The 22,750-nt window shown below is 66.4% G+C and carries 20 protein-coding genes; 7 read left to right on the top strand and 13 right to left on the bottom strand.

Annotated elements, in window-relative coordinates; all coding sequences use genetic code 11:
• Positions 1-47 precede the first annotated feature (47 nt).
• A complete protein-coding gene (locus ACSU1L_RS13785; RefSeq protein WP_439256161.1) occupies positions 48-1,730 on the bottom strand; it encodes an ABC transporter substrate-binding protein in 1,683 nt (560 codons plus the stop codon).
• Positions 1,731-1,914: 184 nt separating this feature from the next.
• Between ACSU1L_RS13785 and ACSU1L_RS13790 the strand changes: the two genes are divergently transcribed.
• From ACSU1L_RS13790 to ACSU1L_RS13800, 3 genes are all read left to right on the top strand, one after another.
• Entirely contained in the window at positions 1,915-2,781 is an 867-nt protein-coding gene (locus ACSU1L_RS13790) for a spermidine synthase (RefSeq protein ID WP_438253085.1), read from the top strand.
• An 81-nt stretch (positions 2,782-2,862) separates the two neighbouring features.
• Positions 2,863-3,390, top strand: coding sequence for a hypothetical protein (locus ACSU1L_RS13795; protein ID WP_438253084.1), 528 nt, complete (start codon positions 2,863-2,865; stop codon positions 3,388-3,390).
• A 46-nt stretch (positions 3,391-3,436) separates the two neighbouring features.
• Positions 3,437-3,925 carry a SprT-like domain-containing protein gene (locus ACSU1L_RS13800; protein WP_438253082.1) on the top strand — a complete coding sequence of 163 codons (489 nt, stop codon included), beginning with the start codon at positions 3,437-3,439 and terminating at the stop codon, positions 3,923-3,925.
• Positions 3,926-3,934: 9 nt separating this feature from the next.
• Here ACSU1L_RS13800 and ACSU1L_RS13805 read toward each other — a convergent pair whose 3' ends face one another.
• The 10 genes from ACSU1L_RS13805 to ACSU1L_RS13850 all read right to left on the bottom strand — a co-directional run bounded on the left by ACSU1L_RS13805 (position 3,935) and on the right by ACSU1L_RS13850 (position 13,370).
• Positions 3,935-4,600, bottom strand: a complete 666-nt coding sequence (locus ACSU1L_RS13805; protein ID WP_439256162.1) for a 2-phosphosulfolactate phosphatase — start codon at positions 4,598-4,600, stop codon at positions 3,935-3,937.
• 80 nt (positions 4,601-4,680) lie between these two features.
• A complete protein-coding gene (locus tag ACSU1L_RS13810; RefSeq protein ID WP_439256163.1) occupies positions 4,681-6,141 on the bottom strand; it encodes an FtsX-like permease family protein in 1,461 nt (486 codons plus the stop codon).
• The gene (locus ACSU1L_RS13815; RefSeq protein WP_439256164.1) at positions 6,138-6,899 is read right to left on the bottom strand and encodes an ABC transporter ATP-binding protein; all 762 of its coding nucleotides are present in this window, start codon (positions 6,897-6,899) and stop codon (positions 6,138-6,140) included. The genes ACSU1L_RS13810 and ACSU1L_RS13815 overlap by 4 nt, the downstream gene beginning before the upstream one ends.
• A 154-nt stretch (positions 6,900-7,053) precedes the next feature.
• Positions 7,054-7,695, bottom strand: a complete 642-nt coding sequence (locus ACSU1L_RS13820) for a response regulator (RefSeq protein WP_439256165.1) — start codon at positions 7,693-7,695, stop codon at positions 7,054-7,056.
• Complete coding sequence (locus ACSU1L_RS13825) at positions 7,692-8,915, bottom strand: sensor histidine kinase (RefSeq protein WP_439256166.1); 1,224 nt, start codon at positions 8,913-8,915, stop codon at positions 7,692-7,694. Before ACSU1L_RS13825 ends, ACSU1L_RS13820 begins: the two co-directional genes overlap by 4 nt.
• A 136-nt stretch (positions 8,916-9,051) precedes the next feature.
• Positions 9,052-9,843 carry a class I SAM-dependent methyltransferase gene (locus ACSU1L_RS13830; protein ID WP_439256167.1) on the bottom strand — a complete coding sequence of 264 codons (792 nt, stop codon included), beginning with the start codon at positions 9,841-9,843 and terminating at the stop codon, positions 9,052-9,054.
• Between the two features lie 110 nt (positions 9,844-9,953).
• The gene (locus ACSU1L_RS13835; RefSeq protein ID WP_439256168.1) at positions 9,954-11,126 is read right to left on the bottom strand and encodes an AMP-binding protein; all 1,173 of its coding nucleotides are present in this window, start codon (positions 11,124-11,126) and stop codon (positions 9,954-9,956) included.
• 32 nt (positions 11,127-11,158) lie between these two features.
• The gene (locus ACSU1L_RS13840) at positions 11,159-12,058 is read right to left on the bottom strand and encodes a 1,4-dihydroxy-2-naphthoyl-CoA synthase (RefSeq protein ID WP_439256169.1); all 900 of its coding nucleotides are present in this window, start codon (positions 12,056-12,058) and stop codon (positions 11,159-11,161) included.
• A gap of 9 nt (positions 12,059-12,067) precedes the next feature.
• On the bottom strand, positions 12,068-13,021 hold the full coding sequence (locus ACSU1L_RS13845) for a permease prefix domain 1-containing protein (RefSeq protein WP_439256170.1): 954 nt from the start codon (positions 13,019-13,021) through the stop codon (positions 12,068-12,070).
• A gap of 1 nt (position 13,022) precedes the next feature.
• Positions 13,023-13,370: a PadR family transcriptional regulator gene (locus tag ACSU1L_RS13850; RefSeq protein ID WP_438253071.1), complete on the bottom strand. Its 348-nt coding sequence runs from the start codon at positions 13,368-13,370 to the stop codon at positions 13,023-13,025.
• Positions 13,371-13,455: 85 nt separating this feature from the next.
• Here ACSU1L_RS13850 and ACSU1L_RS13855 point away from each other — a divergent pair, with 85 nt between their 5' ends.
• Both ACSU1L_RS13855 and ACSU1L_RS13860 read left to right on the top strand, forming a co-directional pair.
• Positions 13,456-14,475 (top strand): GNAT family N-acetyltransferase, encoded by a 1,020-nt coding sequence (locus ACSU1L_RS13855; RefSeq protein ID WP_439256171.1) that lies wholly within the window; start codon positions 13,456-13,458, stop codon positions 14,473-14,475.
• Between the two features lie 115 nt (positions 14,476-14,590).
• The gene (locus ACSU1L_RS13860) at positions 14,591-15,574 is read left to right on the top strand and encodes an o-succinylbenzoate synthase (protein WP_439256172.1); all 984 of its coding nucleotides are present in this window, start codon (positions 14,591-14,593) and stop codon (positions 15,572-15,574) included.
• A 99-nt stretch (positions 15,575-15,673) separates the two neighbouring features.
• Here ACSU1L_RS13860 and ACSU1L_RS13865 read toward each other — a convergent pair whose 3' ends face one another.
• Positions 15,674-16,306, bottom strand: a complete 633-nt coding sequence (locus ACSU1L_RS13865; protein ID WP_439256173.1) for a TetR/AcrR family transcriptional regulator — start codon at positions 16,304-16,306, stop codon at positions 15,674-15,676.
• A 125-nt stretch (positions 16,307-16,431) separates the two neighbouring features.
• On the opposite strand from ACSU1L_RS13865, the gene ACSU1L_RS13870 reads away from it, so the two are divergent.
• Positions 16,432-19,200: an MMPL family transporter gene (locus ACSU1L_RS13870; RefSeq protein WP_439256174.1), complete on the top strand. Its 2,769-nt coding sequence runs from the start codon at positions 16,432-16,434 to the stop codon at positions 19,198-19,200.
• Positions 19,197-21,368, top strand: a complete 2,172-nt coding sequence (locus ACSU1L_RS13875) for a YhgE/Pip family protein (protein WP_439256175.1) — start codon at positions 19,197-19,199, stop codon at positions 21,366-21,368. Before ACSU1L_RS13870 ends, ACSU1L_RS13875 begins: the two co-directional genes overlap by 4 nt.
• Positions 21,369-21,778: 410 nt before the next feature.
• On the opposite strand, the gene ccsB is transcribed toward ACSU1L_RS13875, so the two are convergent.
• On the bottom strand, positions 21,779-22,750 hold the full coding sequence (gene ccsB / locus ACSU1L_RS13880; protein WP_438255536.1) for a c-type cytochrome biogenesis protein CcsB: 972 nt from the start codon (positions 22,748-22,750) through the stop codon (positions 21,779-21,781).

A 22,750-nucleotide genomic window follows, 5' to 3' on the forward strand; every position in this document is an offset into this window, starting at 1 on the left:
TGCGTGGTGGCACCCGGTTTGCACCGGGTACCACCACGCGTGAATCCTTACTTGGTGAGGACGATGTCCGTGAAGACCTCGTCATTCACCGGGCTGGCAGGGTAGCTTTCGACCCGCGGGTCGAAGGCCAGGGTGGGTGCCGGGTGCGCGAGCGGGACGCCGGGGATGAACTGCGCGACATCCTCGTTGATCTGCTCGTACAGCGCGCTCTGCTCTTCCAGGTTCGCGATGCCGCGCGCCTCGGCGAGCTTCTGGAAGAGGTCCGGGTTGTCGAAGCCCCACTCGGAGCTCTGCTGGCCGAAGAAGACTCCGACGAAGTTGTCGGTGTCGTTGTAGTCACCCGTCCAGCCGAGCAGGTGGATGCCGTGGTCTGCGGTGCCGGTCGTGCGGTCGAGGTACTCGCCCCACTCTTCGGATACGGGAGTGGTCTCCACGCCGACGGCCGCCAGCTGTGTCGAGAGCACGGTGAAGATCTGCTCGGGGTCCGGCATGTACGGGCGCGAGACGTTGACCGGGTAGTTGAAGTCCAGCTTCAGCGGATTGGCCTCGGTGTAGCCGGCCTCCGCGAGAAGCTCCTTGGCCTTCTCGGGGTCGAAGTCGTAGGTGGTGACGTCTTCGTTGTAGCCGTTGACGACCGGAGGCATGAACTCGATCGCCTTCTGTGTTCCCTCGGGAAGAACCTGAGTGATCAGGGCATCCTTGTCGATCGCGAACGACAGCGCCTCACGAACAGTGGGGTCCTGCAGCTCGGGGATCGCCTGGTTGAACGCCAGGTAGAGGATCGTGAACGGCGGACGGGAGACCATCTGGAATCCGTCCTCCTCCAGCGCCTGTGTGTCTGCCGGGCCAACGAGGTCGTAACCGTCGATCGCCCCGGACTCCAGCGCCTGGCGGCGGGCTGTCGGGTCATCGATCGTACGGAAGATGATCTCGTCGATCTGGCCCTGTTCGCCCCAGTATCCGTCATAGGCCGTGAGCGTGACCTGCTCGCCCGGAGCCCACTCATCGAACTGGAAGGGGCCGGTTCCGACCGGGTGCGCCATGCCGTACTCGGACATCTGCGGAGCCTCGGCGGAGCCGCCGACCTCGTCTGCGCCGAACTCCGCCATCGCGGAGGGGCTCTGCATCGAGAATGCCGGCAGTGACAGAGCGGGGATGAAGCCGGCGAACGGCTTGTTCAGCTCGACCGTGACGGAGTAGTCGCCGTCCGGGGTGCATGACTTGTAGACAGCCTGTTCCGGGTTCGACGCGAAGCCCTGGAACAGCTTGTAGTAGTAATACCCGAAGGCCTCGGACGCGGCAAGGCCCGTCCAGTTGTACCAGCGATCGAAGTTGGAGCAGACGGCCTCGGCGTTGAATGGGGTGTCGTCGTGGAAGGTCACCCCTTCCTTCAAGGTGAAGGTGTGGCTCATGCCGTCTTCGCTGGAGTCCCACTTCTCCGCGAGCAGAGGCGCGGGGTCTGCGGTTCCGGGCTCGGTACCGATCAGGCCTTCGAAAATCTGACGTGAGACGCGGAACGTCTCGCCGTCCTGGGCGAAAGCCGGGTCGAGAGCCACGGGGTCCGAAGACGCGGCGAACACGAATGTGCCGTCGATGTCGCTCGTGCTCTCACCGGAGTCCTCGGTGTCGGCTTCTCTCTCGCTGGCGACACAACCCGCGAGCAGCATGGCTGCGATCGCGGTGCCGGTGACGGCGATGAGGCCTCGTCGACGCATGGATGAGTGGTTCATGCTGGGTACCTTCCCTGTGGGCGCTTCGTTGCGCGTGCTAGGGCGTCGTCGCCCCATCACGGTGATGATCTGACGCTACCCAGCACGCTCCAGTTATCCAAACGCTTCCGTGTTTCGATCTGGTATCGGCTGGGTAACGCTTGCGCCTCCGCGCGGACGACCGTCGCACCGTAGGCTCGTTCCCATGGGTAGAACGCGCACAAAAGACACCGAGCATCCTCAGGCCCATCTGGACCACGGCGGCATCGCGCGGATCATCCCGTCGGAGTTCACCAGCGGATTCGAACTCATCGTCGACGACACCCCGCAGTCGCATGTCGATCTCGACGACCCGACGCATCTGCACTTCGAGTACATCGTGCGCATGGGCGCCGTCATCGATCAGCTCACGTCCCCGGGCGCAGCCCTGACAGCCGTACATCTCGGCGCCGGAGCGCTGACCATTCCGCGCTACATCGCTGCGACCCGGCCCGGTTCTCGTCAGCAGGTGATCGAACTGGAAGCCCCACTCGCAGCTCTCGTTCGCGAGCATCTTCCCCTGCCGCGCGACGCGTCGATCCGCGTGCGCATCGGCGATGCACGAGAGGGCGCGCGTAAGCTCCCACCTGCGCTGACCGGTGTGTGCGATCTGGTCGTCTCTGACGTCTACTCCGGCGCACAGACACCAGCACACCTGACCAGCGTCGAGTTCTACACGGAGCTTCGCACCCTCCTTGCGCCTTCAGGGGTGCTGCTGGTCAACGTCGCCGATGGCCCCGGTCTCGCCTTCGCAAGACGGCAGGTCGCCACAATCGCCACCGCCCTTCCGGAGGTCGCACTGCTCGCCGATACGCAGGTACTCAAGGGGCGCCGGTTCGGGAACCTGGTCATCGCAGCATCTGCCTCTCCCCTGCCCACCGAGTGGCTGCCCCGAATGCTGGCTGCTGGCCCTCATCCGGCGAAGATCGCTCAGGGCGCCGAGATCGCGGCCTTCGCGAAGGGCGCCCACATCGTCACAGACGCGGATGCTGTGGCATCCCCGAAGCCGGACGCATCGCTGTTCCTGCGCTGAAATGCCCTTCCGGGGCGCGCCAGCGGCCCCTCCTGCGCAATGACAGGCAGACTAGGACAAGCGCTGCGAGAGGAGAGCACAATGGGTTACATCAAGGGTTACGACCCAGACACTCTTCGGGAACAGGTCGACCAGGTCGAATGCGCTGCCCGACTGTCTGAGATCGAGGCTCAACGGAGCCTGCCGGCGCTGCTTGAGCGCGTCTGGCTGTTGAAGGTTCTCGACCGTCTGGATGAGGCGCTGCACCTCTCGGACGAGTCCGTCCGGGTCGCGCGCATGGCGGGGACTCGAAAGGACGTACTGCGTTCCCGTGTGCTGCACGCGACGATTCTGCAGTACCGCGGCGCGTATGCTGCCGCGGAGCAGGAATTGGCAACCTGCGCGTCTGAAGCCGAAGGACAGGGCTGGGCATCGATCGCGGCATTCGCGTACCAGCATCACGGCAAGAATGCCTACGATGCCGGCGACTTCGACCAGGCTCGGGACAGCTTCAAGCAGGCGCTGTTCCTGCGCCGCGAGGCCGGTGCTGCCGACCCCGAGCTGGAAACCGCGCTGCTGGCGATCGAGGCTGCAGAGAAGCGCCGCAGCGGACAGCTCGTCTTCCCCTGACCACCGGGTCGCCCCGAATGTCTGCGGGATGTTTTACGCTGGGCGCATGGCGGACCTGAACCGTGTGCGCGTCTGGGGCGAGGCGCTGATTCGGATGCACCTCGACGAGACGTGGTCCTTCGGCTTCGACCATGCCAAGCGCCGTGCCGGGCAGTGCGATTTCGGGGCGAAGAAGATCACTGTGTCGCGCTATCTCGCGGCACGTTTCGACGACGACGAAATCCACCAGGTGCTGCTGCACGAGGTCGCTCATGCCCTCGCCGGGCACAAGGCCGCGCACGGGGCGAAGTGGAAACGCATCGCCCGTGACCTCGGCTACGTCGGCGGCACCACGCACCACGGCGAAACGGCCGAGGAGCTCGCACCGTGGGTCGGAACGTGTCCGACCGGCCACGTGACCTATCGTCATCGCCGCCCTGGCCGGCCGACCTCATGCGCCAAGTGTTCGCGGGCGTTCGACGCGCGGTTCGCGTTCGAGTGGGTTCGTCGCGAGATCAGCCCGGCGACGAAGCTCGCCGCTCAGACACCGCGCTGACTCGTCGCCCTACCGGAACGTGATGAACTTGCCCCCGTTGAGCACGGGCACGGCGTCTGTCGCATCGATTTCGGCTGCCGCCTTCGGCTCGGTCGGAACGATCCCCGCCGCGATCATTCGCTCAGTCGCCACTGCTCCCCCGACCCCCGCTGCGAGTTCTTTAGCCGATCCCGAGGCCGTGAGCAGGTGCCGCGTGGCCCGGCGCAGTCCGCGCGCGGATTCGCACGCTGCGGCCGCTTCCGGTGAGGTGTGATCTGCGCCGAGATCGCTGAGCGCGGAGATGATGGTTCCGGCTCCCAGCTGGTCTTCGACGGCGAAGCGGAGGTCACCGGCATCCGTTCGCTCGCCAGCGGCGATCACGTTCACCGAGGTTCGCACCTGACGGCGATTCTGGATCTCGAGCACCGCGCGCGCAACGGCCGAAGCGTTGCGCAGCGACCCGAGCAGGACGGTGGCACCCTGCGCGGCCGCGGCGACGGCGGCCCCGTTCGGCGACCACTGCCGTGCATCGGCGAGTTCGATGGATTGCCCGGATGCCACGGCATCCGTCACCGTCGAGGAGAACCGCAGTACGTCGACTACGACCACGACGTCGGCCGCTGCCAGCCGCTCGAGTCCGGCGATTCCCCAGTCGAAACGGACCTGAAACGACGACTGATCGAAGGGGTGCGACATGTTCCTAGCCTAGAAGATTCCCCATGACCGAGCCGTGGCAGCGGCACCGGCCCTGGCGCGCGCCTGGCGCGCGCACCCGCTCAATCGACGGCGAGCGCCTCGACAGGGACGACGCGAGTCGCGAGGCGGGTGGGGGTCGCTGCGGCGATGAGCGTCAGCATCCCCGTTGCCACCACGATCACCGCAATCGGCAGCCATGGCACGGCGGGTGCCACGAGTCCCGCAGCTTGGTCGAAGTCCGGCGGCATCTGCACCGAGCCGAGCAGCGACTGCGCCGCGATCCATCCGTAGGCGATGCCGAGCAGCAGCCCAGTCGCCGTCGCCGTGATTGTGATGTGCAGTGCCTCGAGCAGGATCATCTGCCGCACCTGACGGTTGGACAGACCAACCGCGCGAAGCAGCCCGAGCTCGCGCCGACGCTGCACGACGCCGATCGTCAGCAGGTTCACCAACCCCACTCCGGCGATCACCGCCGAGATTCCGACCAGCACCATCATGATCGTGCCGAAGCTGTCCATGATCATCGATAAGTCAGAGTCGAGCTCACCACCGGCCGCTTTCGTGAGCAGCACCTCCACCGACTCGAGTGCGACAGCAAACATCGTCACCAGAGTGACGCCCATCACCACGCCGATGGCCATGCGGCTGGAACGCTCCGGGTAGCGCAACGCGTTCTCCGCGGCGAGCTTCGCCGTCGCGGAGCGGCCAAACAGCCGCCCGACGATGCGCAGCGCCGGCGGCATGATGAGCACCGCGCCCACCGACAATCCGGTGAACGACAACAGCCCGCCGAGGAACGACACGATCACACCGAGCGGAGTGACCACGCCCGCCAGGACGCCCAGCGCGAGCAGCACCGCCCCCACGACGAGCAGTACCAGCGCCCCGACGTGACGGGCCGGCCGTGCCGCAGCATCCGCATGTGAGCGCTCGACGGAACCGGCAATTGCCTGCAACGGCGTCACAGCCAGCACGCGGCGAGATCCGACCCATGCGGCGGCCCAGGTCGTCAGCACGACACCGACCGCCGGAATGAGGATCGTCGGCTGCGTCATCGTGAAGTCGGAGACGGGGCCGAGGAAATTTTCGGCAAGATAGATCCCGGCTGCCGCGAGCAGTAGGCCCACGATCAGCCCCTGCACCGCACCGATCACGCCGACGACAAGGCCCTGCTGTGCCACTTCTGCCCGCTGCGAGCGCGCGCTGGCGCCGATCAGCCGCATCAGCGCGATGCGTCGGGTGCGTCCGGCGATGATCGTCGAGAAGGTGTTCGCCGTGACGATGGCCGCGACATATAGAGCCACGCCGACCAGCAGCACGCTGAGGATTGTGACGACCGCTGCGAGGGTGCCGCTGTCGCCGATGTAGGGGTCGGACTTCAGCATTGCGCCGATGTAGGCGGTCGCTTCGACCAGCACGACGCCGAACGCCGATGAGAGCGCCGCGACCAGAATGCTGGCGCCCATCCCCCGGTCGCGCAGCCAACCGAACCGCGGACCAGTGGCCGTCGACTCCGGGACGAACGTCGCCACGGCGCTCATGCTGCTACCTCGGCCGCCAGCATGTACGACGCGATCTGCTCGGCGCTCTGACGCGGGTGGTCGGCGACGATGCGGCCATCGCCGAGGAAAAGCACCCGGTCGGCGTGACTGGCGGCGATCGCATCGTGAGTGACCATGGCGATCGACTGTCCCTGCTCGCGGCTGGCGGTTGCCAGCAATTGCAGCACCTCACGCCCCGAGCGCGAGTCGAGATTGCCGGTCGGCTCATCGGCGAAGACGAGGTCAGGGGCCGTAGCGAGCGCGCGAGCGATGGCGACGCGCTGCTGCTGTCCGCCGGAAAGCTCGTGCGGGCGGTGGGTCAACCGGGTCGCCAGCCCGAGGCGGTCGACGAGCCCGTCGATGCGCGCTTTCTCGATCGCGCTGGGTCGCCGGCCGTCGAGCTCGAACGGCAGCATGATGTTTCCAAGAGCGTCGAGGGTGGGCACGAGGTTGAACGCTTGGAAGATGAAGCCCACACGCCGGCGGCGCAGAATCGTCAGGTCGAGGTCGCTGAGGCCGGTGATGTCGGTGTCGCCGATCCACGCGCGCCCAGCAGTCGGCGCATCCAACCCCGCCATGATGTGCATGAGGGTGGACTTTCCCGAGCCGGACGGCCCCATGATCGCGGTGAACTGTCCGCGCCGGATACCGACGCTGACGTCATCGAGTGCGGTGACGGCTCCGGCTCCTGAGCCGTACGACTTGGTGAGGTGCTGCACGCGGGCAGCGAGCCCGAGGTCGGTGGTTGTGATCTCCATACCTACGACGTTACGAACGCCGAGGGCCTCCCCGCATCGCCCGCACGGAGCATCCGTGTACATCCCAAGGATGATCCGCGAGACTTCACGTATGTCCGCAATATCGCGGAAGTTGGTGACACACGTGAAGTTTCGCGGGGGGGGTGGGGGTGTGTCAGGGGGTGGTCAGTCCGTGCTCGAACGCGAAGACGACCAACTGCACCCGGTCGCGCAGAGCGAGTTTGGTGAGGATACGACTGATGTGCGTTTTCACCGTGGCCTCGCTGAGGAACTCCCGCCCGGCGATCTCGGCGTTCGACAGACCGCGGGCAGCGAGTGCGAAGATCTCCCGCTCGCGGTCGGTGAGAGCCGCGAACTGCGCCGGCACCGGCTTTGCCTGCTCTGTGAAGTGCGCGAACAGCTCACGAGTGGCGGATGCTGCGATCACGCTCGACCCGGAATGAACGGTGCGGATCGCCGCCAGGAGAAACTCCGGATCAGCGTCTTTCAGCAAGAACCCGCTGGCGCCCTGACGGATCGCTCTGGCGGCCGCCTCATCGAGATCGAAAGTGGTGAGCATCACGACCCGGGGCGCATCCGACTTCTTCAGGATCTCAGCGGTGGCGGTGAGTCCGTCCATCACCGGCATCCGGATATCCATCAGGACGACATCCGGCCGTGATCCGGTCACTGCGGCGAGCGCTTCTTGCCCATTGCCCGCCTCTGCGATGACTTCCATGTCTGGTTGCGAGGAAACCAGCATCCGGATGCCGGCACGAAACAGTGCCTGATCATCGACGAGCATTACGCGGATCATTCATTCTCCTCCGAAATTACAAGAGCATCGGATGCTGTTCCGATCGGCAGCGACCCACACACCACGAATTCATCGCTCTCGCGCGCAGCGGTGAGGGAACCGCCGATGAGTTGCGCGCGTTCACGCATGCCGACCAGGCCGTGTCCGCCCGGCACTGCCTGCGTTGCATCCGCGGTGACAGCGTTGCGCACTTCGAAGTCGACGCGGTCCGGCATCCAGGCCAGGCGCACATCCACAACGGCCTGCGCGCCGCCCGCACCATGCCTGATCGCATTCGTCAGTGCCTCTTGCAGAATGCGATACACCGCGAGCTGAATCGCCCCGGGCGGCTCGCCCGGTGGCATCGGATCAACGGTGACGCGCGGCTCAACACCCGCCTGGCGCACATGCTCGAAAAGCTGTTCGAGGTCGGCGAGGGTCGGTTGCGGGCCATCACCCTGGCGGTGGCGGAGTTGTGTCAGCAGCATCCGCACGTCGGACAGTGCCCCTCGGGCCGTCTGCGCAATCGTGCCGAGCGCCTCGGTGGCCACGCCAGGATCGGATGCTGCGGCATAGCGAGCCCCGTCAGATTGAGCCACGATCACCGCCAGCGAATGCGCGACGATGTCGTGCATGTCGCGTGCGATGCGCACCCGTTCCTGTTCTTCCGCTGCAGAGAGCTCGGCGATCGACTGTGCCTCGCGGCTGGCACGCCAGCGCAGCACCATACGCCACCCGAAGCCTCCGAGCCAGGGCGAGCCGAGCGCAAGGATGCTCATGATCGCTACAAGGACGAACGTGGCCACCGCGCTGGCGAATCCGGTCGCGGTGAACCCGCCGAGGACGAACGCGATCTGCGCGGCAGCGACGATGCCGCCGACGAACGATGAGGCAAGCCCCGCCCAGAAGACACGCGTCGTGCCCCACGCGGCCGTCGCGTACAGCACGCCCAGGATCGCAAGGTTGATCGGCAGTGGGCCGAGTCCACCCGCCAATTGCACGATCGCGCCGGCCCAGGCTGCGATGAGCGCGATTCCGGGAGCAAGTCGTCCGATCGCGACCGCGCCAAACTGCAGCACCCCTGCGATGACCAGGGCGATGACGCCGACGGCCTCCGTCATTGTCGTGCTGAGGTTTCCGGACCCGTAGAACGCCAGCGATGTCAGTGTCAGTATCGCGAACAGCACGAACGACCCGACGACGTCGAGGACGAGCGAGGTGCGAGACAGCGGTCGGATCACCCTCTCACGCTACGCGAGGCACCGTGCCCCGGCATCCGCCGGAAGATGTATCCGCGAAACTTCACGTATGTCACGCGCAGCGCCCTTTTTAGCGACACACGTGAAGTTTCGCGGAGGGGGAGGGAGCAGGCGGGGCTCAGGCGCGTGCGAGGATCTCGCCGTGCGGGAGGAGATACCAGCCGTCGCCGTCGTCCGCCCAGGCACGCCACGCGGTGCTGATGCGCTGGAGGTCTGCGCCGGTCGCCATCCCGCTGTCGACAAGTTGGCGTGCGAGCGCCGACTCGAGAATGCGATCGGCCCACATGCCGCCCCACCACGCGCGCTCCTCGGGCGTCGCGTAGCACCAGGTGGATGCTGTCGCCGTCACCTGTTCGAACCCCGCAGCCCGAGCCCACGAGAGTAGTCGGCGTCCGGCATCCGGCTCCCCGCCGTTCGCGCGCGCCGCAGCCCGGTACAGCCGCAGCCACTCATCGAGTTCGGGCAGCAGCGGGAACCAGACGAAGCCGGCATAATCGGCGTCGCGCGCAGCGACGATTCCGCCGGGCTTCGTGACCCGTCGCATCTCGCGTAGCGCCTGCACCGGATCAGCAACGTGCTGCAGCACCTGGTGCGTGTGCACGATGTCGAAAGAGTTGTCAGCGAAGCTCAGCGCGTGCACGTCTTCGATCGAGAAGTCGATGTTCGCTGCGCCCGACTCTGCGGCGAGTTTCTGCGAGAGTGCCAGCTCGGCCGGGCCGATCTCGGTCGCGGTGACGTGCGCGACGTGCTGTGCGAACTCGACCGTGATCGTGCCCGGTCCTGCACCGACGTCGAGAAGTCGCGCATCAGCATTCAGGTGCGGGCGAAGGTACTCCGCCGAGTTCGCGATCGTCCGGTTGCTGTGCGAGCGCAGCACCGACTCGTGGTGTCCGTGGGTGTAGTTCGCCATCCCTCCAGCATCCCACGCCCCCTCCCTTGCCTTGCGCCCCCTGCGAGTGGGCGCGCGTGGCTGCATTTCCGGCAAAAGTGGAGCCACAAACGCCCACTCGCAAGGGGTTTTCAGAGCAGGCGGCGGACGGCCTCGCGGTCGGGCTTGCCGGATGCCAAGGTGGCAATCTCGTCGACGATGAGAAGCCTGGCGGGACGCGCAGGCTTGCCCAGCTCTGCAGCGACGACCTCGCGCGCATGCTCGAGCTGCTCGGTCTCGCTGCGGCGCAGCGCCGGCCCCCGCGCGGCAACGATTACAGATGCTTCGCCCCATCGCTCGTCCTCGACGCCGACAACCACGGCACCGGTGAGCCCCGGGATGCTGCGAACCAGCCGTTCAACACGATCGAGCGAAATGTTGACGCCGCCGGAGACGATCACGTTGTCGGCCCGGCCGTGCACGCGCACGATGCCGTCCTCGACGATGCCGAGGTCGCCAGTGCGATACCAGCGGATGCCGTGCTCGTCGCGCACGAACGTCCGCGATGTGAGGCTGGGGTCGCCGAGGTATCCATCGGCGAGCATGGGGCCGGCGATGCGCAGCTCCCCCTCAACCTCTCTCACAGCAACGGTTTCCAACGGGATGCCGTCGTACACGCTTCCACCACTCGTCTCGGACGAACCGTAGGTGCGGACAAGACGAGCGCCCATCTCCGCTGCGCGCTCGCGCACGGGCTCAGGCAGCGCCTGTCCGCCGACGAGAATCGCCTGGTATGCCTGGAGAGCGGCGAGTACTGTCGTGTCTTCCTGCGCCGCTTCGAGAAGTGTCGACACTTGAGCGGGCACGAGCGAAGTGAACAGCTGCTCGGTGCCGGTACGAAGCATTGGCAGCGTCGCCTCGGCGAAGGATCGAGGCGAGAATCCGCCGTCCAGCGTCGCTGGTGTCGTGCCCGAGAGAATTGATCGGACCAACACTTGGAGCCCCGCGACGTATCCCGCGGGAAGAGCGAGCAGCCAGCGGCCGGTCCCGATCCGGCTCGCAGTCGCTTCGGCGCTGGCACGCAACGCTTCGGCACTCACGACCACTCGTTTGGGGATGCCACTTGATCCTGAGGTACCGATCACCGCGGCCGTGCCGTCAGCGACGGTGTCTGGCCGATCGCCCAGCATCCCGAGCCCGAGAGCCGGCCCGCCGTCCAGTGCCCCCCTCAGCGCACCCAACAAGGCAAGTGGATCTTCCCCATCCGTCGAAATCAGCGCGCGAGACTTCGCGTATGTACTGTTCTCGGGGTCAATCTGGGACATAAGTGAAGTCTCGCGAGCCGTGTGCGGGGTGGTCAGAAGTGGTACGGGAAAGGGGACCAATCGGGGTCACGCTTCTCGAGGAAGGAGTCGCGGCCTTCAACAGCCTCATCGGTGCCATAGGCCAGACGCGTCGCCTCGCCGGCGAACACCTGCTGACCCATCATTCCGTCATCGACAGCATTGAACGCGAACTTCAGCATGCGGATCGCCGTGGGCGACTTCGTCAGCACCGCGCGCGCCATCTTCAGTGCTTCACGCTCGAGCTCCTCGTGCGGCACGACGCGGTTGACCGCACCCATCTCATAGGCGCGCTGCGCGGAGTACTCCTCGGCGAGGAAGAACACCTCGCGCGCGATCTTCTGCCCGGTCTGACGCGCCATGTAGGCCGAGCCATAGCCGGCGTCGAAGCTGCCGACGTCGGCATCCGTCTGCTTGAACTTGCCATGCTCGGCGGAGGCGATCGACAGGTCGCAGACGATGTGCAGCGAGTGACCGCCACCGGCCGCCCACCCGGGGATTACAGCGATGACCACCTTCGGCATGAAGCGGATCAGGCGCTGCACCTCGAGAATGTGCAAGCGTCCGGCGCGCGCCGGGTTGGCGACCGCCGTCTCGTCCTCGGAGTACTTGTATCCGTCACGGCCGCGGATACGCTGGTCGCCGCCGGAGCAGAACGCCCAGCCGCCGTCCTTCGCGCTCGGGCCGTTGCCGGTGAGCAGCACGGCGCCGATCTTCGGGTCCTGGCGGGCGATGTCGAGTGCCCGGTACAGCTCGTCGACCGTGTGCGGGCGGAACGCGTTGCGCACCTCCGGACGGTTGAACGCGATGCGGGCGACACCGCCGTCGACGGAGACGTGCGCGGTGATGTCGGTGTAGTCCTCGGCGCCGGGCGCGAGCACCCATTCGGCCGGGTCGAAGAGATCGGAGACCATGAGTCCAGCCTATGCCTGGGCCGCTGTGCGACGCGCCTTGCGCCAGCCGTCGATGCTGTCCCACACGGCGATTCCGACAGCCGCAAAACCGGTCAGGATTGCGAGGATGCGCAGCGCGTCTTCGTCCACTGCTCCGGTGAACGCGAAGTCGATGAACTCGGGATTGATGAGATCGCCCCGACCGAGCAGCGTCAGCCACCAGCTCACGAAAAGCACGGCGAGTGCAGTGTTGAAGATCGCGAGGCCGCGGTTCCAGCTCTTGTTCCCGTACACAGCGATGGCGAGCACGACTTCGGCGGCCAAGAGCACGAAGAGTCCTCCGATCCACCACGGCCACAGCTCGGGGTTGAGGATCGCGATGGGCTCGCCGCCGGTGGGAAAGAATCCGCGGAAGTGATCCCAGAGCACCGCGCCGGTCACGATCACCAGGTAGGCCAGGGAGGTGATGAGTTCAGTGCGTGGCGCCTCCTTCGCCTGCGGCTCCGGGAGCTGGTCCACGTCCCAGCGCACCCCGGTGTCTGCCCCTGTGCGCTCCAGCACGGCGAACACCAGCGTCACCCAGAATGCGATGTGTACGGCGACGCTCAGCCCGATTCCAATGGCCGAGCCGATGGTCTCACCGATGTTCCCGCCCGCGATCGCCTGACCGAGCGCGACTGCGCCGGCCACCGATACCGGAACAATGATCAGCAGCAGCTTCAGCAGGCGCCACCAGGTGAGGTAGTAGCGCGGACCGATCAGGTGCAGCGGCCTATCGGCGAAGCCCGCGGCGAGCGCAGCCGGATCGCCCAGCTCGGTGAGCACTGTGCGCTCGGCATCCTCTTGTGTTTGCCCCTGCTCGAGACGCGCATCGACGGCATCCGCGATGGATGCCTCGAGCTCGACGCGCACGTCGTCCTGTGCGGTGGGGTTCAAAGTTTTCGTGACGGCAGCGATGTACCGCTCGGTGAGTGTGGCGGTCATTTCAGTGCTCCTCGGTGTCTGAAGATGTGGAGGTGAGCGTGGCGATCGCGGCAGTGAGCGCGAGCCAGTCCTGGGTGAGCGTGTCAGCGAGCCGGATGCCCGCCTCTGAGGTGCGGTAGAACTTGCGGGGCCTGGCCTCGTCGGTGTTCCACTCGCTGGTGAGGTACTCCTGCTTCTCGAGCCGGCGAAGCAGGGGGTACAGCGTGTTCGCATCGGTGGCGAAGCCGCGACGCACGAGTTCCTCGAGCAGCGCGTAGCCGTACCCGGGACTCCGCAGCAACTGCAGACACGCAAGCACGACAGTGCCGCGCCGCAGTTCCTGCAGATGCGTATCCAGCGTCTCACTCATGTCGATCACATTACTGTGTCTCACACACTATAGTCAATGCCACATTATTATTCAGGCACTGATCCGATCGACTAACGTCGATCACATGCCTGTGCACCTCACCCGAATCAACCCTTTCGACAACGATGCCGTGGACATCTGGTGGGAGATCTACGCGGCCGCGGAGCGCGCTGATCGCGGCCAGGACACCCCGGTGTGGACACTCGAGGAATCTCGACTCGAACTGCAACAGCGCACCGACACGATCGAGCGGCGCGCCTACCTTGCACACCTCGACGGCAATGTCACCGCATCCGCGCGGCTCGCACTGCCCCAGCGCGACAACGTGCACAGCGCCGAGCTCGGCGTGCATGTCGCACCGGCGCTGCGACGACGCGGGATCGGTAGCGCCGTACTGACACTGCTAGAAGGCGACGCACACACTGCCGGGCGCAGCATCCTGAATAGTGAGACCTCCTGGCCATATGCCGCAGGCGAGGACGGCACCGGAATCCCCGGCCGTGAGTTCGCCCGACGGCACGGATATGCGCTGGCGCTCGGCGACGTGCAGAGCCGGCTCCGACTGTCCGTCGACGCTGCGCTACTCGATGGGCTCGATGCCGAGGCATCCGCACACTCCGCCGGGTACACACTGCAATCATGGGTCGGGGCCGTGCCGGAGGAGGTCGTCGCGGGCTGGGCAGCGTTGGATGCCGCGGTCGAAACAGAGGCGCCGATTGGTGCGCTCGAGATCGAAGCGCGCACGGCGGACATCGCAGATGTGCGCGCGACCGAAGCCTTGCTGGCGCAGCAGAATCGCACCAGCTACGGCACGATCGCGCTGGATTCCGACGGCCGAGTCGCCGCTTTCACGCAGATCGTCGTGTCCGGAGACGATGGGAACGCGTACCAGTGGGGCACGCTCGTGCACCGCGATGCCCGCGGAAACCAACTCGGCACTGCAGTGAAGCTTGCGAACCTGCGGATGCTGCAGGCCCACTCTCCGGAGACCGCGGCGGTGTACACATACAACGCCGGCGTGAACGAGCACATGCTCGCCATCAACACCCGCCTGGGCTTCGCCCCCTCCGAACGCCTGGGCGAACTCCAAAAACGTTTGACCTGACTGGCGTCCCGATTTCCAGACAGGCCCGCGGTGCCACGGCGTGTCGGCCGTATGACACGCCGTGCTGAGCACTCTGCATCTGGGATTCGGCACTCCGCGAGTGCATGATGGGGACATGAACGTCCCGCTCGCAGAGTTGCTCGGTACCGCCCGCGTCGTCGCATTGCCGATGACCACGCGCTTTCGTGGAGTGGACGTACGCGAAGCGCTACTACTGGAGGGACCTGAGGGCTGGGCGGAGTTCTCCCCGTTCCTCGAATATGCGGATGCCGAGGCATCCGTCTGGCTCGCCGCAGCGATCGACTACGCCTGGAATGCGCAGCCAGCGCCGCTGCGCGACCGGATCCCGGTCAATGCCACGGTGCCCGCCGTCTCCGCCGACCGCGTTGCCGACGTGCTGGCACGTTTCCCCGGATGCCGCACCGCCAAGGTGAAGGTCGCAGAGCCCGGCCAGCACCTGAGTGACGACATTGCCCGCGTGCAGGCCGTGCGCGAAACGCTCGGGCCCGAAGGACGCGTGCGCATCGACGCCAACGCCGCCTGGAACGTGGACGAGGCCGAACGGGCCCTGCATGCTCTCGCCGAATTCGACCTCGAGTACGCCGAACAGCCGTGCGCGAGCATCGACGAGCTGGCCGAAGTGCGCCGCCGCGTGAAGTACATGGGCATTCCGATCGCCGCCGATGAGAGCATCCGCAAGGCGCAGGACCCGATCGCCGTGGCCCGCGCAGGCGCCGCCGACCTGATCGTCATCAAGGCACAACCCCTCGGCGGCATTCGCCGAGCACTGGACATCGTCGCCGAAGCGGGCCTTCCGGCAGTGGTCTCCAGCGCATTGGATACAGCAGTCGGCCTCAGCCAGGGCGCGACCCTTGCCGCCGCACTCCCCCAGCTCGACTTCGACTGCGGCCTGGGCACCGGTGCGCTGTTCGTCGAGGACGTCGCCGACCGCACGCCCGTCGACGGTGCGATCCCGGTGGGCCGCGTCACTCCCGATGTATCGCGGCTCGACAGGCTCGCGGCATCCGCGGACCGTCGCGAGTGGTGGCTCGAACGCCTGACTCGCTGCCACGCGCGGCTCGCAGCATCCGCCAACTGACGCGAGAAACGTCTTCCAGCACGAGAAACGTCGCAGTTCGACCTGTCTCATGCAGAAGGACGTTTCTCGCGGGGCGAGCTCACCCCTCGGCGGGCGAAGTCACCCCTCGGCGGGCGCGATGATCAGTTCGACGATGTGGCCGAGCGCCTCGGCGCCGACACTGTGCAGCTTCTCCCCGTCGTGACCGGCGAGCACGCCGCGCCCCATGCATCCTTCCCACTGCACCATCAGCATCTGCGCAGCAACCGCCACATCGACGCGCAACGCGAACAGCCCGGAGTCTACGATGCCCTGAATAATGCCTTCGATGCTCGCAGTCAGCGCCTGATCCTGCGCGAGATATGCGGCCCGGAACACGTCATCGCGCAGGGCCCGGATACGGATCTCGCTCATCATCAGCACGCTGAGGCGGTCATCCTCACCGGATTCCATCACCTGCTGCACGAGATCGGTCGGGTCGGCGTCGTTGGTGAGCAGCCCGGACTCCACGAACTCGTCAATGCGCGAGCGCACGAGCGTCAGACGCTTCTCGGCGATCGTGGAAGCCAACTGCAAGAACAGTTCGTCCTTTGACTCGAAGTTCGAATAGAACGCGCCACGAGTGAATCCGGCGCGCTCGCAGATCGCCTCGACACTGGCACCGTCGAGGCCCACCTCAGCGAACACCTGCGTTGCTGCTTCGAGCAGTCGTGAGCGGGTGTTCTCACGGCGCTTGGTCATCGGAACTGCCATCTGATCCTCCTTCACCAGCTTCACATCCGGCGCACAGTTTCTGGTGCACAACCCACCGTAGGATACACAGATGTATCGGATACATCTCTGTATCCATTTTGCCACCCCTCGTCTCGGAGGATTCCGTGTCTACACTCCTGTCGTCGCTCGGACGCTGGTCATTCCGCCACCCCTGGCGCGTACTCGTCGCCTGGCTGCTCATCCTCGCGGCGGCGGGAGGCGGTGCTCTCGTCCTGAACCAGGGCACGGATAACTCGTTCTCGATCCCCGGCACGGAGTCGCAAGACGGCCTCGAGCAGCTCTCCCGTTCGTTCCCCCAGGTCAGCGGCACGAATGCGCAGTTCATCGTCGTCGCAGCCGATGGTGATTCGATCACGGACGAGAACTATCGTGTGCCGATCGAGGATGCCGTCGACGAGCTTGCGGACCTCGACGGCGTCCTTGCGGTCACCTCGCCCTACGACGAGATGATCGAGGGAATGATCAATGAGAACGAGACGGCCGCCATCGTGCAGCTGCAGTTCGACGGTCAGTCAACCGACGTCTCCGACGAGACGAAAGATGTCCTCACCCGCTCTGTCGACGCTCTCGCTGGCGAGCTGCCGGACGCGGCACAGCTGAAGCTCGGCGGTGACCTGTTCGCCATCTCGATCCCCGGTGTGACGCTGACCGAGGCCGTGGGCGTTGTGATCGCCCTGCTCGTACTCATCGTCACATTCCGTTCGTTCGTGGTCGCAGGTCTCCCCCTTCTCACGGCTATGCTCGGCGTCGGCATCTCGATGTGCGGCATCTTCGCCGCCACCGCCTTCGCGAGCGTGTCCTCGACAACACCTCTGCTCGCGCTGATGCTCGGGCTCGCCGTCGGCATCGACTACGCACTGTTCATCATGGCCAGGCATCAGGACCAGGTGCGCGACGGCGTGGATCCTGAGGAATCCGCCGCACGCGCCGTCGGCACGGCCGGATCCGCAGTGGTGTTCGCCGGCATCACGGTGCTCATTGCACTGATCGGCCTCGGCTTCGCCGGCATCCCGTTCCTGACGACCATGGGTATCGCGGCATCCGTCGCTGTGGCCATCGCCGTCGCGATCGCCGTCACCCTGACCCCCGCCGTGCTCGGGTTCCTCAAGGGCCGCGTCGTCGGACGCCCGAAGAAGGTGAAGCCCCCGAAGAAGGGCACGGAAGCGAAGACCCGTCGCGGATTCAGCGAGCGCTGGGTCGGCGGCATCACGAAGCATCCGGTGCTCACCTCTCTCGCGATTGTCGTCGGCCTCGGCGCCGTCGCGATTCCCGCGCTCAGCCTCAACCTCGCCCTTCCGAACGCCGGTGTGCTCGCCGCTGACGACGAGGCACGCCAGAGTTACGACCTCGTAGCGGAGGAGTTCGGTCCGGGATTCAACGGCCCGCTCGTCCTCACCGGAACGATCGTCACCTCGACCGATCCGCTCACCCTCATGGAAGACCTCGGGGATGCTGTCGCCCAGATCGACGGCGTCAAGGAGGTTGCACTCGCCACCCCGAACGAGACGGCTGACACCGGTATCGTCCAGGTGATTCCCGAGACGGCGCCGGATGACCCGGCCACCAGCGACCTTGTTCGTGAACTGCGCTCGCACCACGACCAGTGGCTCGAAGAATTCGGCATCGACGTGAAAATCACCGGCTTCACCGCCGTCGCGATCGATATCTCCGATCAGCTCGGCGACGCCCTGCTGCCGTTCGGGATCTTCGTGATCGGGCTGTCGCTGATCCTGCTGACTATCGTGTTCCGCTCACTCTGGGTGCCGGTCACCGCAGCGCTGGGCTACCTGCTCTCCATCGTCGCGGCGTTCGGCGTCGTCGGCGCGGTATTCGAATGGGGTTGGCTCGCCGATGTCCTGCACGTCGCGAAGGTCGGACCGATCATCAGCTTCATGCCGATCATCCTCATGGGCGTGCTGTTCGGCCTGGCGATGGACTACCAGGTGTTCCTGGTGTCGCGGATGCGCGAGGACTTCGTGCACGATGCCGCCTCAAAGTCGCCGAACCGCGCCGAACGCCGCGCAGCCGCGCAGCGCGCCGTGCGCAGCGGCTTCACCGGCTCCGCCAAGGTCGTCACCGCCGCGGGACTCATCATGTTCGCCGTCTTCGTGGCGTTCGTCCCGGAGGGCGACTCCTCACTCAAACCCATCGCGCTCGGCCTTGCTGCCGGCATCGCGATCGACGCGTTCCTCGTGCGGATGACGCTGATCCCGGCACTCATGGCCATCCTCGGTGAACGCGCGTGGGAGATCCCGGCCTGGCTCGAGAAGATCCTGCCCAGCGTCGACATCGAGGGCGAGGCCGTCGAGCGTGAGCGGCATCTGCAGGCATGGCCCGGGGACGGTTCAGTCGCAGCCGTCGACGATCTCGTTCTCGACGCGGACGATTCCGCGAACGCGCTCACTCTGCGCATCGCACCGGGCGCTGCCACCGTCGCGACCGGCTTGAACGCACGCACTCGACGCGCGCTCAGCCTGGCCGTCGCCGGCCGGCTCACCCCGGCAGCCGGGCGATTGCGCGTGGCCGGGCACCTGTTGCCGGGACGTGCGGCCTGGGTACGCAGTCACGTCGGCTGCGTGCTCGTCGACGACACGGATGCTGCGCTGCTCGACCTGCAGGAGGCCCTGCGCGGGCGCTCACCGCTCGTCATCATCGACAGCATCGATCGCTTCACCGGAGCGCAGCGCGATCAGGCGACAGCGATGCTGCGGGATGCGGCATCCGCTCGTGAACTCGCGGTGTTCGCCACGGCAGCCGATGCGAGTGTCGCCGGCAGCATCCTCGCGGAGGCATCTTGGCCGACGCTCGACATTCTCGATATCTCGACGCCATCGGCGTCTACTCACAACGATTCTTTTGAGGTGACCGCATGACCCTCTTCATTGAACGCGCCCGCTCGTCGAGGCCTGTCTCCTGGCTGACGCTGCTGGGTGTGCTGCTGCTGCCCGCGCTCATCGGTGGCGTGCTCGTCGCGGCGCTGCAGAACCCGACTGAGCGGCTGGAAAGCATGACCGCGGCGATCGTCAACCTCGATGAACCGGTTACGATCGACGGCCAGTACACGCCGCTCGGACGCCAGCTGGCCGCCGGGCTCGTCGAGGGGGCGGACGATCTGGACTCGAACCTCACCTGGGTGATCTCCAACGAGGATGACGCTGCCGACGGGCTCGCCGATGGCAGTTACCAGGCGGTCGTCACGATTCCTGCGGAGTTCTCGACGGCCGCGACCTCGGCAGGTCAGGCGATTGCGGGCGATGCCACGCCGCAACAGGCCACCATGGTCGTGGCCACGCCGGATGACGCACTCATCGCCGATGATCTCATCACATCGCAGATCGCTGCGGCTGCTGCGTCGTCTATCGGCACGATGCTGTCTGAGGCGACCCTGGAGAATGTGCTCGTCGGCTTCACCACGCTCGGTGACCAGATCGGCGAAGCGGCCTCCGGTGCGCTGGAGCTCACGAACGGCGCCCATGCCGCAGCCGACGGCGCAGCAGCCCTGCCCGACGGTGCTGCCCAGCTCGCTGACGGTGCGACTCAGCTCAGCTCCGGTATCTCGCAGCTCGGCTCCGGTGCGACACAGCTCGGAGCGGGCGCGAACCAGCTGGGCGGCGGGGTGACGCAACTCGGAGATGGTGCAGCACAGCTCGGCACCGGAGCATCCGATCTGGCCACCGGTCTGGGCTCCATCGCCGACGGCACCCGCCAGGCGGCGGGCGGCGCCACCGAACTCGGCTCCGGCCTCACCGATGGCGCAGCCGCGCTGGACGCAAGCGGGCTTGTCCCCGATGAGCTGTTCACCGCCGCAAACGGCGCGCAGCAGGCGACGGTCGGGGTGAAGTCCGGCGTTGACCAGCTCGCCGACGGCATGAGCGCGCTGCTCGCCGCGTGCGCCGGCCGCGAGAGCACCGACCCGGTCTGCGTGGGGCTGGCCGGCATGTCCCAGTCGATGCCGCAGCTTCAGGGCGCGGCCGACGCGGCCGCACAGGCATCTGCCGGAACGGCTGGAGGCCTCGAAGCATTCGACGGCCAGGCCACAGCCACGATCGCTGAGCAGCTGCGCACCGCGGGCACCGGTGCGAGCTCACTCGCCGACGCGCTAAACCAGCTCGCTGGCGGCGTCGACCAGTCCCAGGCTGGCGCGACCGCGCTCAGCACGGGTGCCGGCGATCTCAGCGGCGGCGCTGCTGCGTTGACTGCCGGGGCGAACGAGCTCGCCGGCGGCGTAGGGGAACTGGCCAGCGGTGCCGGCCAGCTCGCATCCGGTGCCACTGACCTCGGCACGGGCGCTTCGGCACTCGCTGACGGAGCCGGTGAGTTGGCAACGGGACTGGACACTCTTGCCACCGGAACCGGAGACCTCGCCGGAGGCCTACGCACCGCGGCGGATTCGCTCCCCTCGTTCACCGATCAGGAATCCAGCTCACTGGCGTCGGTCATCGCCGATCCGGTGTCATCGGATGCTGGCGGCAACGCCCTGTTCGGCCCAACCGCGATCCCGCTGCTCGCTGCCGTCGTGCTGTGGTTCGGTGGGCTGGCGTCCTTCATCGTGATGCGCGCGCACACAGCACGCACCCTGACCTCGCGGCGTTCGTCTGCTGCACTCACGCTGCGGGCGTTCCTGCCCGCCGCGCTGATCGGAGCAGGACAGGGCGTGCTCGTCACTCTGATCGTGCAGATCGTGGCGCAGTATGAAGCCGGCACCTGGTGGGCGTTCGCGGGTACTGCGGTTGTCGCCGGGGTCGCATTCGCCGCGGTGAACCAGGCGCTCGTCGCAGTATTCGGCGGCGTGGGTCGCTGGATCAGCGCACTGGTCGGGGTCATCGCGGTGGCGACCGGACTCATCTCGACTGTGCCGGGGTGGCTCGCCTCCCTCGGCGCTGCGCTTCCCACAGCCCCGGCGTTCACCGGTCTGATCAGTGCGAACGGTGGAGCCATTGCCGCACTGATCGTGTGGGGGGTGCTGTCGATCGTGGGCACCACAATCGCGGTGGCGCTGCGTCGCACGACGTCGACGAAGGCGGTGCTCGCCTCGGCGTAGCATCCGCTGGTCGTCGGACACCGGGCCGAATCCCAGACGGGACGTGTCATGGGCGGCGTGTCGCAGCAGAATCCTGCCCTGACACGCCGCAGCGACGCCGTGGCGTCTGGCACCTGGGACCAGGCACACAGCCCCGCGAAGAACACGTACGGCCACCGGCCGAACCCCAGACGGGAAGTGTCATGGGCGGCGTGTCACAGCAGAATCCTGCCCTGACACGCCGCAACGACGCCGTGGCGTCTGGCACCTGGGACCAGGCACACGGCCCCCGCGAAGAACACGTACGGCCACCGGCCGAACCCCAGACGGGACGTGTCACGGGCGGCGTGTCACAGCAGAATCCTGCCCTGACACGCCGCAGCGACGCCGTGGCGTCTGGCACTTGGGACGAGGAGCACAGCCCCCGCGACTCAACTCAGGCCGGAGTACGCGTGCAGCCCCTTGAAGAACACGTTCACGATCGTGAAGTTGAAGATCACCGCGGTGAATCCGACGATAGACAGCCATGCTGAACGGTTGCCGCGCCAGCCGCGGGTGGCGCGAGCGTGAATGTACCCGGCGTACAGCACCCACACGATGAACGTCCAGGTCTCCTTGACGTCGAAGCCCCAGTAGCGGCCCCAGGCATCCTGCGCCCAGATGGAGCCGGCGATGAGGGTGAAGGTCCAGAAGATGAAGCCGATGATCGCGAAGCGGAACGCCGTTCCTTCCAGCCGGTCGGCGTTCGGCAGCGTGCTGAGGAACCGCGGCCCTGGCTTGTCCACGTTCTCGAGGAGACGGCGCTCGCGGCGCGACTGCATCAGCTGCAGCACCGAGAGCCCGCAGGCCAGCGCGAAGAATGCTGTCGACAGCGAAGCAACGAACACGTGGATCACGAGCCAGACGCTCTTGAGCGGATCCATCAGCGGCACGACGCCGACGTAGAAGCTGATCGCAGCCGCGCCCATCAGCACGACGACCAGCCCGGTGATGAAGGTGCCGAGATAACGCAGGTCCACACGCGTGAGCACGAGCAGATACACGAAGACGACCAGCAATGTGCCGATCATCGCGAACTCGTACAGGTTCGCCCACGGCACCCGTTCGGCGGCGATGCCGCGCAGCACCGTGGCGGCGAGGTGCAGGACGAAGCCGAGCGCGGTGAGCGTGGTTCCGATCCGCGCCATTACGTAGCGGGGTTTGGCAGGCGGGGCGGATGCTGTATCCGCCGTGTCGACCGAAACTCCGCCAGCACCGACCAGTGCCGCTTCGCGCGCGAGGCGTGCGTCAGAGGTGACCTCGGAGCGACGCGCAAGATCGAACGCATAGGCGATGAATGCTGCGGCGTAGATCGCGATCGCTGTCCAGATGAACAGGATCGAGAGAGAGTCGAAGTCGGGCAT

Origin of the sequence: Microbacterium sp. A94 (assembly GCF_051842855.1) — a bacterium.
Lineage (GTDB): Bacteria > Actinomycetota > Actinomycetes > Actinomycetales > Microbacteriaceae > Microbacterium.

What these genes read in the sequence shown, in the direction of transcription:
- ACSU1L_RS13785 (WP_439256161.1), bottom strand. Translation starts at nt 1,730, where the DNA reads ATGAACCACTCATCCATGCGTCGACGAGGCCTCATCGCCGTCACCGGC.
- ACSU1L_RS13805 (WP_439256162.1), bottom strand. Translation starts at nt 4,600, where the DNA reads ATGTCGCACCCCTTCGATCAGTCGTCGTTTCAGGTCCGTTTCGACTGG.
- ACSU1L_RS13855 (WP_439256171.1), top strand. Translation starts at nt 13,456, where the DNA reads ATGCCTGTGCACCTCACCCGAATCAACCCTTTCGACAACGATGCCGTG.
- ACSU1L_RS13850 (WP_438253071.1), bottom strand. Translation starts at nt 13,370, where the DNA reads ATGAGTGAGACGCTGGATACGCATCTGCAGGAACTGCGGCGCGGCACT.
- ACSU1L_RS13830 (WP_439256167.1), bottom strand. Translation starts at nt 9,843, where the DNA reads ATGGCGAACTACACCCACGGACACCACGAGTCGGTGCTGCGCTCGCAC.
- ACSU1L_RS13815 (WP_439256164.1), bottom strand. Translation starts at nt 6,899, where the DNA reads ATGGAGATCACAACCACCGACCTCGGGCTCGCTGCCCGCGTGCAGCAC.
- ACSU1L_RS13795 (WP_438253084.1), top strand. Translation starts at nt 2,863, where the DNA reads ATGGGTTACATCAAGGGTTACGACCCAGACACTCTTCGGGAACAGGTC.
- ACSU1L_RS13860 (WP_439256172.1), top strand. Translation starts at nt 14,591, where the DNA reads ATGAACGTCCCGCTCGCAGAGTTGCTCGGTACCGCCCGCGTCGTCGCA.
- ACSU1L_RS13835 (WP_439256168.1), bottom strand. Translation starts at nt 11,126, where the DNA reads ATGTCCCAGATTGACCCCGAGAACAGTACATACGCGAAGTCTCGCGCG.
- ACSU1L_RS13820 (WP_439256165.1), bottom strand. Translation starts at nt 7,695, where the DNA reads ATGATCCGCGTAATGCTCGTCGATGATCAGGCACTGTTTCGTGCCGGC.
- ACSU1L_RS13875 (WP_439256175.1), top strand. Translation starts at nt 19,197, where the DNA reads ATGACCCTCTTCATTGAACGCGCCCGCTCGTCGAGGCCTGTCTCCTGG.
- ACSU1L_RS13840 (WP_439256169.1), bottom strand. Translation starts at nt 12,058, where the DNA reads ATGGTCTCCGATCTCTTCGACCCGGCCGAATGGGTGCTCGCGCCCGGC.
- ACSU1L_RS13790 (WP_438253085.1), top strand. Translation starts at nt 1,915, where the DNA reads ATGGGTAGAACGCGCACAAAAGACACCGAGCATCCTCAGGCCCATCTG.
- ACSU1L_RS13810 (WP_439256163.1), bottom strand. Translation starts at nt 6,141, where the DNA reads ATGAGCGCCGTGGCGACGTTCGTCCCGGAGTCGACGGCCACTGGTCCG.
- ACSU1L_RS13800 (WP_438253082.1), top strand. Translation starts at nt 3,437, where the DNA reads ATGGCGGACCTGAACCGTGTGCGCGTCTGGGGCGAGGCGCTGATTCGG.
- ccsB (WP_438255536.1), bottom strand. Translation starts at nt 22,750, where the DNA reads ATGCCCGACTTCGACTCTCTCTCGATCCTGTTCATCTGGACAGCGATC.
- ACSU1L_RS13845 (WP_439256170.1), bottom strand. Translation starts at nt 13,021, where the DNA reads ATGACCGCCACACTCACCGAGCGGTACATCGCTGCCGTCACGAAAACT.
- ACSU1L_RS13865 (WP_439256173.1), bottom strand. Translation starts at nt 16,306, where the DNA reads ATGGCAGTTCCGATGACCAAGCGCCGTGAGAACACCCGCTCACGACTG.